Raw genomic sequence first — 12157 nt, forward strand, 5'->3', positions numbered from 1 at the left:
AGCTTTCGGCTAAGGCTGGCTGAATCTCAGTGCCATCTCTTTTGAATTCCACCAAGCCATTATAGATAGGATAGGCGCTCGCATCAAAATCAGTACCTGCGGTGTACTGTGCGGGATCAAAGCCAGCAGGGCTGCCTTCTGAACAATAAAGTAGGGTTTTCGCGGCTTTAGCGTCTGAGCTGGCGGCAGTTCCGTCAGTGGTTTTGTTGTCGCCGCTACAGGCGCTGATACCTAAGATAACCGTCGCCAACAGGGTCAATTTGAAAAGTGATTTTTGCATTATTACATCCTATGTAATTATAATTAGTTGCCAAGCATCTTTATAAGTTCGTTTGCGAACCATAAATATGCTTGACGTCCTTTTAATTCCCTTTAAAGCAATTGTTTATATCGTATTGTTGATAAGCAAATAAAAAATGCATCAGGTTCTATAAACCGTCAGTCAGGTTTGCAAAAAATACTGATATAAATAAGTCGTTTAAATATACTCTGTTAAACACTGCTAATGCAAGGCATCTCTAAGATAATTTTGATAGAAAATGTACCGTTTTAATATCTTTATTGCCGAATTTATTAGTCGTTACTGAATTCAGTAAACTAACGTCGCTTGTCGATTTTTTTCAGTATTCTAAAAACCAGAACATAGGCTGCTAATATAAAATTGCCTAAATAAGTTCTAAAGATAGCAACGAAAAAATATGAGCCACATTTTTATACCATCAGCTTATTCTCATTTGATTGAATATCAAGTTTTGAATAGATAAGCTTGTTAAAGAAAAGCAGCCACAATAAGCTGCTTACCCCATTCCATCCTAACGTATTTTATGACGCGGCTAGCTCAATATGATGATGGTTGGCTTTAATAAGGTCGGCCATTTTTTCAGCAATCATAATCGTTGGTGCATTGGTATTGGCGCTAATCAACGTTGGCATGACCGACGCATCAATCACGCGTAATCCGCTGACGCCGCGCACTTTTAATTCTAAATCGACTACGGAGTTATCATCTGACCCCATGCGGCAAGTGCCCACCGGATGGTAAATGGTATCTGACTTATTGCGAATATAGCCAAGCATGCCATCTTTTTCGATATAGGGGGCAGGGTAGTCTTCGGTAATATATTCGGCCATTGGAGATTCTTGCATGATGGCGCGCGTACGCTCAGCGCCTGCTACCATGTACTCTACATCTTTAGGGTGTGATAGATAGTTTGGATCAATCAATACCGCATCTGAGGGATTGGCAGAGTCCAGCCTGACCGTACCGCGACTCTCAGGACGTAGGTAGCAGGTGTGACAAGAGACAGCGAAGCCACGTTTGATATCACGGCCATGGTTAATCACGCGCGAGATCACAAAGTGCAATTGGGTATTTGGCCATTCTTTTGGATCATCACCGACGCTAAAGAACGCGCCCGCTTCTGCATAGTTAGTAGACAATAGGCCAGTGCCATCCTTTCTCCATTGGCGTATGCTCTTGGTTAAGGTCGAAATAGTCGCCAAGCCAACCCCAATGACATCTTTGGTATTCACTTCATAATCAAAAACTACATCCAGATGATCTTGTAGATTGCCACCGACTTCAGGGGCATCGACCACGACCTCAATACCGTGCGCCTGCAAATGCTCAGCAGGACCAATGCCTGATAACATTAAGACTTTAGGTGAGCCAAAAGCACCGCCTGATAGTATAACCTCTTGGTGTGCCATCACGCGATGCTCGACACCGTCTTTTTCGTACGCCACGCCAACAGCTTGATGGTTTTCAATAATGACACGGTTGGCTTGCGCATGGGTAATGACGGTCAAATTCGAACGATTTTGAACGGGATGTAGATAGGCGGCTGCGGCAGAGCAGCGTTGCCCTTGCTTTTCTCCATGGAAGTGGGTGACTTGATACAATCCTGCGCCGTCTTGCTTTTCACCATTAAAATCTGAGTTGTGATCAAGACCATTGGCAACGGCCGCTTCTACAAATGCTTTGGAGATATCGCGCGGACTGAGTAAGTCACTAACATGCAGCGGTCCGCTGTCACCGTGTAGTTTATCGGCACCGTGTACATTGTTTTCTGCTTTGATAAAGTAGGGCAGTACATCTTCAAACCCCCAACCTTTACAACCTTGCTCAACCCAGCGTTCATAGTCTAGCGCACTACCACGGGTATAAATCATGGCGTTGATAGCGGATGATCCACCTAAGCATTGCCCACGTGGTTGGAAGCCGCGTCGATTATTGAGATGAGTTTGAGGGGTAGTGTGAAAGCACCAGTTATTTAACTTTAATGGCTTACCTGGTACCATCAAAATCAGCCCAGCAGGCACACGAACTGCGAGGTCCTTGCCTTCACCACCATATTCTAATAAACAGACACTGATGTCTGGATTTTCTGTCAGCCGACTGGCAAGCACACAGCCTGCAGAGCCACCGCCCACGATGACGTAATCAAACGTTTTATCAAGTTCCATTTTATCTTCCTTATAGCATCCATGCCAATCAAAACGAGCTTTTCAAAGTAAGCTATGCTTTACAGTATCTATTATTTTGCCAGAATAATAAAATAAAAATGACTAGAGCGTGTAGATAGAGAAAATAGACTATCACTAGGAGCCTATTGATAAGTTCTGTGATGTTACCTAGGGCGTGTTATCGATTAGCATATTTATATTGAGCAAACTTTTGAACGTACGATAAAGCGCTTACCTTCTGGTATTTCTAACGAAAAACTGGCGCCACGCCCGTCCACCACGTCAATGGTCAAATCCGTATTTTGCCATAATTTGTGCTGCGCTTTGCCCATATAAAATGGACAACCAGCAATCTCACCGACCAATACATCTTGGCCGCCTACCTTAAACTCACCTAGCGGGTAACACATAGGCGAGCTACCATCGCAGCAGCCACCAGACTGATGAAACATCAGTTCACCGTGCTTGGATTTAAGTAGCTCAATCAAGTCTACGCAGGATTCTGTCGCTGTAACGTTCATAATGATTTCCTTATCATTAAAATATGATTGTAGAAGACGTCTCATTAAGTACGAGTGTCTTATTAAGTATAGGAGTCTTATTAAGCATAAACCTCATACCCATATTGGGCGAGAATATAAAAAGCCGTATCGTTTTCACTCACATCACTTATAGCATGTGAATGAAAACGATACGACTGATGGTTTGTGATTAAATGTGTGAAGCATTAAGACAATATCAAAATCTCACAAGCAATATAGTCAATCCTCTATAAAAGAGTTACAGCGTTAACCTCACTTGAGGTATCACATATACATCTGCGCTCGGTTGCCTTGTCTCTCTTTTAAACTGAATAAACTATAACTACATACTGTAGTCAATCACAATGCGACCTTCGATTTTGCCGTTACGCATACGCTCAAAGATATCGTTGATGTTCTCTAACGGCTCCGCGGTAACGGTGGCTTTTACCTTGCCTGCTGCTGCCATGTCCAGCGACTCTTGTAAGTCGAGTCGCGTACCAACGATGGAGCCACGAATGGTAATACCGTTGAGCACCGTATCAAAAATAGAGACAGGGAAGTCACCGGTTGGTAAGCCGTTAAAGACCACCGTGCCACCACGTCGAACCATGCTTAACGCTTGATCGAACGCGATAGCAGATACGGCTGTTACTAGCACACCATGGGCACCGCCAATTTCTTCTTTTAGATACTCGCCAGGATCGGTATTTTTTGCATTAACGGTAATGGTCGCGCCTAGTTTTTTGGCAAATGCGAGCTTTTCGTCATCGATATCGACTGCCGCAACGTTGAGTCCCATGGCAATGGCGTATTGTACTGCCATATGACCAAGACCACCGATACCAGAAATAACGACCCAATCACCAGGCTTGGTATCGGTCATTTTTAGACCTTTGTACACGGTGACGCCTGCGCATAAAACGGGTGCAATTTCTATCGAGTCAACACTTTCAGGGATGATACCGACGTAGTTGGCATTGGCCAGTACGTATTCTGAAAAGCTACCATTGACTGAATAGCCTGCGTTTTGTTGACGCTCGCATAAGGTTTCCCAGCCGCCTAAACAATGGGTACAGTGACCACAAGCAGAGTAGAGCCAAGGCACACCAACGCGGTCGCCTTCTTTTACATGGGTCACACCTGCGCCAACGGCAGTAATCAGGCCAACGCCTTCATGTCCAGGGATAAATGGCGGACTTGGTTTGACGGGCCAATCGCCTTCAATGGCATGCAAGTCGGTATGACAGACACCGGAGGCTTGCATCTTGACAACGATTTCACCCGCGCCTGGCGTTGGAATATCAACTTCTTCGATCTGTAATGGTTGATTAAACTCATGTAATACGGCGGCTTTCATCTTATTGCTCATATAGTTCTTCCTTGTTAGATTTTCTGCATAAAAATAATCTGTGAATGTACCTAACACACTTTGCAACCTCGATTGCAAAGTGCTTCGAACTGGGGCTTAAAAGAACCCCATTTTTTTAGGATCGTAAGACACCAGCATGTTCTTGGTTTGTTGATAATGATCAAGCATCATCAAATGGTTTTCACGGCCGATACCAGACTGTTTATAACCACCGAATGCAGAATGCGACGGATAGATGTGATAGCAGTTCGTCCATACGCGACCCGCCTGAATACCACGTCCGAAGCGATATGCCTTATGTACACTACGCGTCCAAATACCAGCACCCAGACCATATAACGTATCGTTGGCAATTCTCATCGCATCTTCGTCATCTTTAAAAGTCGTTACCGCAAGCACCGGTCCAAAGATTTCCTCTTGGAACACGCGCATGTCATTAGTGCCCTCAAAGATAGTCGGCTGCACGTAATAGCCATCACCCAGATCACCGTCGTGTGTGGCTCTCTCGCCACCGACCAATACTTTAGCGCCTTCTTGTTTACCGATATCTAGATAAGATAGGATCTTCTCTAATTGATCTGAGCTTGCTTGTGCCCCAATCATCGTCTCCGTATCTAATGGATTGCCCATTTTGATGGCTTCAACACGGGCGATACAGCGTTTGATAAATTCATCATAGATACTCTCATGTACCAGTGCACGTGATGGGCAGGTACAGACTTCACCTTGGTTCAGCGCAAACATCACTAGGCCTTCAACCGCTTTGTCCAAGAAGTCATCGTCTTCATCCATGATATCAGCGAAGAAGATGTTTGGACTCTTACCGCCCAGCTCCAAGGTCACAGGAATGATGTTTTCACTGGCATACTGCATGATGAGGCGACCGGTTGTGGTCTCACCCGTAAAGGCCACTTTATTGATACGAGGGTTAGAAGCTAACGGCTTACCAGCTTCGACACCAAAGCCATTAATGACGTTTAGTACGCCTTTAGGTAACAGGTCAGCCGCACCGATAATCTCTAACATATAGAGAATAGAGGCAGGGGTTTGCTCAGCAGGTTTGAGAACCACACAGTTACCCGCAGCAAGCGCAGGAGCCAGTTTCCACACGGCCATTAGGATAGGGAAGTTCCAAGGGATAATCTGACCAACAACGCCTAGTGGCTCATGGAAATGATAGGCAACGGTATCGTCATCGATTTGGCTGATGCCGCCTTCTTGAGCGCGAATGGCACTGGCGAAATAACGGAAATGGTCAACGGCTAGCGGGATGTCTGCTGCGAGTGTCTCACGCACCGGTTTGCCGTTTTCATAACATTCAGCAATGGCGATAGACTCAAGATTGGCTTCCATTTTGTCAGCGATTTTGAGGAGGATATTGGCGCGTTCTGTCACGCTGGTTTTGCCCCACGCATCTTTGGCAGCGTGAGCCGCATCTAGGGCTTTTTCGATGTCAGCTTCTTTTGAGCGGGCAACTTGGCAAATGACTTTGCCATCTATGGGACTGGTGTTGTCAAAGTATTCCCCATCAACAGGTGCAACCCATTCACCATTGATAAAGTTGTCATATTTTTCGCGGAATTGGACTTGGCTTTTTTCTGTGTTTGGATAGGGATATAACATTAACTGCTCCTTGTTGTTTTATGTATGAGGCAAGTCATATATAAGCAATTATTTATTACATCATCGTGTAAAATAAATGCTTATCTCATCGCCACCGAATCTTCCTGATCAAGTTCTCACTTCATACTACTCAAATTTTGAGCAGATTTATACTCACATTTAATAATAGCTAATGAATTAACTCATAAAATTTAGTTATGGAAAATGTGTCAGTTAAAAGGGTTCGTAAAGTGGATGTAGCTGTTATAATTATTGCCAATATTTTAGGCTACGGCATTTATAAAATTGCTGATGGCTGCTCTCTTTTCTTTTTCTTCTAAGTTATTGGTTGGTTTGAATATATGCGTCAATCTTCTGCTCTTGATATCCTAAAAACAGGTCAAAATGTCTTTTTGACTGGCTCAGCAGGTTCAGGTAAGACCTATACACTCAATCAATACATCGATTATCTACGCGCACGCCGTGTGCCAGTGGCGGTCACTGCCAGTACTGGGATTGCTGCCACGCACATGAACGGTACGACCATTCATAGTTGGTCGGGCATTGGTATCAAGGATGAGCTGACTGATCGTGATTTAAGCAATCTATCGCGCAAGCAGTTTTTGGCAGATAGATTAAAAGATACTGCGGTATTGATTATCGATGAGATATCGATGCTGCACGCCAAGCAGATTAATTTGGTCAGCCAAGTGCTTAAGCATGTACGCAAAAATGATGCAGCGTTTGGTGGTATTCAGGTTGTCGTTGCTGGGGACTTCTTCCAGCTGCCACCGATTGGCAGCAAGGGTGAAACCAACCGTGAAAAATTTGCCTTTATGTCTGAAGCTTGGCTCGATGCTAAGTTTCATATTTGCTATCTGTCTGAGCAGCATCGGCAAGTCAGTGAGGCGGCTAATGGCGGTCTTGATTTGGATGATATTCTCAATCAAATTCGCAGGCAAGAAGTGACCTTTGAAGCGATTGCGGCGCTCGAGGCCACCTTTGATCAAAACGTCGATATCAAACGTACCCGTCTTTATACCCATAATCTCAACGTCAATAAAATCAATGACAAAGAGCTAGCTGCGTTAGATGGCGAGATGATGCGTTTTGCAGCCACGGCGACTGGTGATAGCAAGCTGGTTGAGACACTCAAAAAGACGGTACGTACTCAAGATGAGCTGATTCTCAAAGTTGGTGCCAAGGTGATGTTTATCAAAAACAACACTGAGCTTGGTGTGTCCAACGGCACCATGGGTGAACTGATAGGCTTTGCAGCCGTCAAGGTCGATGACAGCAAAGACAATAGTGATGCATTGATTGCAAGTGACGACATCGATGTGGATACAGATAATACTGCCGATAATGATGAAGAGACGGCTATCCATAAAAAAGGCACCGCAAAAAAAGACAAAGAAAAAACAAAAAAACCAACCACACAAAAAATGCCTGTGGTTAGGCTGAATTCTGGCCGTGAAGTCATTGCTGAGCCTGAAGAATGGATAATCGAAGATGAAACTGGCGATATACTGGCAAGCTATGAGCAAGTGCCATTATGCTTAGCTTGGGCGATTACCATTCATAAATCACAAGGTATGACCCTTGATGCGGCAGAGATTGATTTATCGCGCACCTTTGAGCTAGGACAAGGTTATGTGGCATTATCACGGCTAAAGTCATTAGCAGGTTTACAGCTGCTTGGTATGAATGACATGAGCTTGCAGCTTGATCCGCTCGCACGCGGCGCGGATAAACGCTTTTTGGTATTGTCTGATGAGGCTGATGCCAATTATGCGATGCTCGATGAGGAGAGCATGACGCAGGCGCACGAGAAATTCATTCTAAAGTCAGGCGGTACCTTGAGCAAGTCGGTGATTGATGCGTATGCCAATTTGCAGAAAAAACGCCGCGAGCAACAGCAGGCGCAGCTCGATAAAAAACAAAAACTGGGCAACCAGGTTTCTGATAAGTCTGATAGCACCTTACTAGCAACAAGGGTGTTGTTAGAAGAGAGCTTGTCGATTGCAGAAATATCGCAAGCGCGTCAGCTGTCACAGTCGACCATTATGCGTCATATTGGTGAATTGAAGTCGCAAGACCCAAGCCTCGCCTGTGATCATTTACGTCCAGATGATGAGGTGATGACAGCAGTAGGCAACGCTTATGTGGCGATTAAAGTCGCTAACAATCCAAACGACTTTAATGATGATGGCAGCATTAAGCTGCGCCCAATCTTTGACCATCTTAAGCAAAGCATCGATTACAATACCATTCGTTTGGCTCTGATTTTTATCACGCCATAGCGAGCAATTAGCCAATATTCAAGTTATTAAACAATTTATTGATTCAGCCATTTATTGATTCAGCCATTTATTTATTAAGTCATTTATTTATTAAGTCATATATTAAAACCAATCATCATACGTATGAATATGTTGGTTTTTCTAGAGCATTGAATGTGCAGCGCTTAACTTATATACCTTCCTTTATAGCGATACCCTTTTATGTCTGATGTTACGCCTAATTTTTCTAGCGCCACCTATCAATTGACGTCTGACGCAGTAGCAGCGACGTTTCATGCCACTGGCGAGCACACACAGCCACTGAGGGTCGCTATCAATGGTTTTGGTCGTATAGGGCGCAATGTGCTGCGTGCATTGATAGAGCGCTTTGAGGTGTTAGGCCGAGCCATTCATGTGGTGGCAATTAATGATTTGGCACCGCCTGATATTCTGCTGCATTTGCTAAAATTCGATAGTACCCATGGTCGTCTAACCAGATTGGGTGTTAGCGCTGATCTTGTGATGAGTGACGTCAATGCTAGTAAAGATGATAGCAGCACCATTATTAATAACGACACTCAGCTGTGTCTGACGAAGAACAATTTAACGTACTGTATTAAGATGCTCTCAGAGCCCGATCCAAAAAACCTACCGTGGCAGGAGTTAGGCGTGGATGTAGTGCTAGAATGTACAGGGCACTTTCGCTCTTATGAGCAAGCGAAGCTGCATATTGAGGCGGGCGCTCAGCAAGTCATCATCGGCGCAGCGCCCTTTGATGATGTTGATGCTTGTATCGTTATGGGCGTCAATACCGATGAGCTCACGCGTGAGCTGCCGATTATATCGAGCGTTTCTTGTACCACGCAGGCATTGGTGCCGCTGATTGCTACCCTTGATAAAGTGTTCGGCGTTAAGTCAGCGATGATGACTGAGATTCATGCCGTCACCGCTGATCAGACCGTGCTCGATCAAGCGCATCGAGACCCAAGGCGCGCGCGAGCCTCTGGCCACAATATTATTCCTACGACTTCCAGCAGTATCGCGGCCACTGAGCGCGTATTGCCAGCGATGGTCGGCAAGATAAACGGCCACTCAATCAGAGTGCCAACCATTGATGTGGCCGCTATTGATGTCACTTTTGTCTTTGATATCCCTGATGTCAGTATAGAAGCAGTTCGAGACGTGCTTAAAGCGGCAAGCAAAGGTCGTTTGCTCGATATCATGACCTATACCGATGAGCCATTGGTATCAAGTGACTTTATACATCAGCCTGAGTCGCTCATCATTGATGGTCAGCAGTTGATGCAAGTGGGCGAGCAGTATAAGGTTTTTGCGTGGTACGACAACGAATGGGGCTATGCCAACAGGCTGCTAGATATGTGCTTGCATTTAGCTTCGAGTAAATAGCTGAATAAAGAGCTTAGGACAAATGATAAGTCATTGATTTAAAAACATCTTCAAATTAATTTCATTTTTTTAATATGAACCGCTTGCATTCTTATTTCATATCGCTATAATGATGCACAAATGGAGACGTGGCAGAGCGGTTGAATGCACCGGTCTTGAAAACCGACAAGGGTTCATAGCCCTTCGAGAGTTCGAATCTCTCCGTCTCCGCCAAATTCGAAAAGCCCCAATCAGTAATGATTGGGGCTTTTTTTATGTTTAAAATGATTAATAACTAATGGTTATATTATTGTTGTGAAAATAACTTACTTTAATGTTGCTTGCCAGTCAAATAATGTTTATTCTCTTCTTTTTTATAATTAATTAATATATTTTGAGGGCAGCTAGAGTGAAAAAAACAATATTATTGGTTTCAATAAGCATAAGCCTTTTTGGTTGTGGAAGCGATGATTCTAGACCTGGGGTTAAACCTGGCATACCCTCACCACCGAATACTTCTACTACTCCCAATGTTCCTAAACCCCCCCAAGCCGCCTACTGATACAGTGGAACCGCCTGCTGTACCAGATGATAAGCCAAATGAAGCTGTATATGAATTGGTATCAGGTATTTATGATGGTGTCACTGGACAAAACGAGATAGCAGAAGGTTTGGTAGATGATAAAAAGAGACTTTGGGTTATTTATTCTGACAATGATTCAGATGGTGATGTTTTAGGATTCGTTAATACGAACGAAAATATAATTGGAAATAATGGTGAGTTTAGCGTCAAAGGGAAAAACTACTCATATTATTACAGAAATGCTTTTGATATGACTGTCACAGGTGATTACAAAACTTCAAAAGTGCTCAAAGGGCAAATATTTGATGTACCTGTAAGGTCTACAACTTACAAGGTAGACTATAACGAAGCATTATCCGCTAGAAAACAGAAGCTATCTGATGTAAAAAATAATAAAAAATTCTTCGGAGATGCTTATATCACAGGTGATCCTGAGGGCGGAGAGGTGACCATTGAATTTGGTAAAAATGGTAGTTTTACAGGTATAGATGATTATAATTGTGAAATGAAAGGTAAGCTTACTCTGTCTAGTTCACAAAGATACTTTGACACCACTGTCACGTTTGGTGCAGCTAATTGCTCAGCTCCATCGGAGACTTTAACTGGAGTAGCATTAATAAATGAAGATGGTGAGTTAATTGTCCTCGGTACAGATGCTAATAAAAGTAAAGGTATTTACTTTGGTGGACCAGAAAAATAAAAACAGCGAAATATAGTGTAACCAAAAGCCCCAATCAATTACTGATAGGGGAGCCCATCCCGAATTCTGTGTAACTGCCATTTAGATTAAGTGCTTACTAATACGATCATCAAACATAATCATAAAGCGATTTAAAGCAGACGTCCAGTTACGGATGGGCATCGACCACTTTTTGGATGCCTGCTGGGTGGCTAAGTACACCACTTTGAATGCTGCCTGATCAGAGGGGAACACCTTACGCTTATTCACCGCCGTCCGAATCACACTGTTCAGTGACTCAATAGCATTGGTGGTATAGATGGCTTTTCTGATGTCTTTAGGGTAATTAAAGAACACCGTTAAGCCCTCCCAGTTATTGCGCCAAGACTTGACCACATGCGGGTACTCTGTGCCCCAAGTCTCATCAAAGTGCTCAAGGTTAGCCTCTGCCATCTCAAGCGTATCAGCGCCGTAGATGGCCTTTAAATCAGCCGCTACGGCCTTTTTATCCGTCCATGGTACAAACTTCATGGAGTAACGCACCATATGCACGATACACAGCTGAACCTGAGCGTTGGGATAAACGGTGTTAATGGCATCAGGGAAGCCCTTTAAGCCGTCGACACAAGCAATGAGGATATCTTGCACCCCGCGGTTTTGTAGTTCAGTGAGAACCCCTAGCCAGAACTTAGCGCCTTCATTCTCTGATAACCACATACCAAGCAGCTCTTTTTTACCGTTAAGAGCAACACCTAGCGCTAAGTAAATGGCTTTGTTGATGATCTGCTTGTCTTGACGTATCTTCACGACGATGCAGTCCAAATAGACGATAGGATAAACACTGCTCAATGGCCGGTTCTGCCAAGCGGTGATGTCCTCTAAGATGTTGTCAGTGACTCTTGAAACCAGGGTGCTTGAGATGTCGACATCGTAGAGCTCTTTGATACTCTCTACAATCTCAGTGGTGGTTTGACCCTTGGCGTAAAGGAATATGATCTTGTCATCAAGGCCGCTAATACGGGTTTGATGCTTACGTACTAAAGCAGGTTCAAAGTCGCCATCACGGTCTCTTGGGGTGGATATCTCAAGATCGCCTGTGTCACTGCGGACGGTCTTTTTAGTATGCCCATTGCGTTTATTTGGCTTATCTGCTTTCTCATGCTTAGGGTAGCCAAGATGGTCTTCCATCTCAGCTTCTAGGGCGGTATCAATAAACGATTGCATGAGCTGCTTTTGGAAGTCTTTGATGTCATCGAAGCTGTTCAT

General features: G+C 44.1%; 8 protein-coding genes, 1 tRNA gene and 1 pseudogene. 4 read left to right on the forward strand and 6 right to left on the reverse strand.

What is annotated here, in order from left to right:
- The 5 genes and pseudogenes from AAEY80_RS13675 to exaC all read right to left on the reverse strand — a co-directional run.
- Positions 1-280: pseudogene (locus AAEY80_RS13675) on the reverse strand (ABC transporter substrate-binding protein); the annotation flags it as partial.
- Between the two features lie 542 nt (positions 281-822).
- The gene (locus AAEY80_RS13680) at positions 823-2466 is read right to left on the reverse strand and encodes a GMC family oxidoreductase (protein WP_350588480.1); all 1644 of its coding nucleotides are present in this window, start codon (positions 2464-2466) and stop codon (positions 823-825) included.
- Between the two features lie 194 nt (positions 2467-2660).
- Entirely contained in the window at positions 2661-2987 is a 327-nt protein-coding gene (locus tag AAEY80_RS13685; RefSeq protein ID WP_025650612.1) for a DUF779 domain-containing protein, read from the reverse strand.
- 343 nt (positions 2988-3330) lie between these two features.
- Positions 3331-4359: an alcohol dehydrogenase AdhP gene (adhP, locus tag AAEY80_RS13690; RefSeq protein WP_025650611.1), complete on the reverse strand. Its 1029-nt coding sequence runs from the start codon at positions 4357-4359 to the stop codon at positions 3331-3333.
- Positions 4360-4455: 96 nt separating this feature from the next.
- On the reverse strand, positions 4456-5982 hold the full coding sequence (gene exaC, locus AAEY80_RS13695) for an acetaldehyde dehydrogenase ExaC (protein WP_201576636.1): 1527 nt from the start codon (positions 5980-5982) through the stop codon (positions 4456-4458).
- 341 nt (positions 5983-6323) lie between these two features.
- Between exaC and AAEY80_RS13700 the strand changes: the two genes are divergently transcribed.
- From AAEY80_RS13700 to AAEY80_RS13715, 4 genes are all read left to right on the forward strand, one after another.
- Positions 6324-8264 carry a DEAD/DEAH box helicase gene (locus tag AAEY80_RS13700; protein ID WP_201576638.1) on the forward strand — a complete coding sequence of 647 codons (1941 nt, stop codon included), beginning with the start codon at positions 6324-6326 and terminating at the stop codon, positions 8262-8264.
- 201 nt (positions 8265-8465) lie between these two features.
- On the forward strand, positions 8466-9650 hold the full coding sequence (locus AAEY80_RS13705) for a type I glyceraldehyde-3-phosphate dehydrogenase (protein WP_201576639.1): 1185 nt from the start codon (positions 8466-8468) through the stop codon (positions 9648-9650).
- Between the two features lie 122 nt (positions 9651-9772).
- Positions 9773-9863, forward strand: a tRNA-Ser gene (locus AAEY80_RS13710).
- 332 nt (positions 9864-10195) lie between these two features.
- Positions 10196-10912, forward strand: a complete 717-nt coding sequence (locus AAEY80_RS13715) for a hypothetical protein (protein WP_201583349.1) — start codon at positions 10196-10198, stop codon at positions 10910-10912.
- Positions 10913-10993: 81 nt separating this feature from the next.
- Here AAEY80_RS13715 and AAEY80_RS13720 read toward each other — a convergent pair whose 3' ends face one another.
- Entirely contained in the window at positions 10994-12157 is a 1164-nt protein-coding gene (locus AAEY80_RS13720; protein ID WP_350588481.1) for an IS256 family transposase, read from the reverse strand.

The organism is Psychrobacter sp. 78a-MNA-CIBAN-0178 (assembly GCF_040309625.1).
GTDB lineage: Bacteria > Pseudomonadota > Gammaproteobacteria > Pseudomonadales > Moraxellaceae > Psychrobacter > Psychrobacter okhotskensis.

Bases quoted from the DNA above. Each gene is read 5' to 3' on its own strand.
- AAEY80_RS13685 (WP_025650612.1), bottom strand. From the start codon at position 2,987: ATGAACGTTACAGCGACAGAATCCTGCGTAGACTTGATTGAGCTACTT.
- AAEY80_RS13705 (WP_201576639.1), top strand. From the start codon at position 8,466: ATGTCTGATGTTACGCCTAATTTTTCTAGCGCCACCTATCAATTGACG.
- AAEY80_RS13680 (WP_350588480.1), bottom strand. From the start codon at position 2,466: ATGGAACTTGATAAAACGTTTGATTACGTCATCGTGGGCGGTGGCTCT.
- AAEY80_RS13700 (WP_201576638.1), top strand. From the start codon at position 6,324: ATGCGTCAATCTTCTGCTCTTGATATCCTAAAAACAGGTCAAAATGTC.
- exaC (WP_201576636.1), bottom strand. From the start codon at position 5,982: ATGTTATATCCCTATCCAAACACAGAAAAAAGCCAAGTCCAATTCCGC.
- AAEY80_RS13720 (WP_350588481.1), bottom strand. From the start codon at position 12,157: ATGAACAGCTTCGATGACATCAAAGACTTCCAAAAGCAGCTCATGCAA.
- adhP (WP_025650611.1), bottom strand. From the start codon at position 4,359: ATGAGCAATAAGATGAAAGCCGCCGTATTACATGAGTTTAATCAACCA.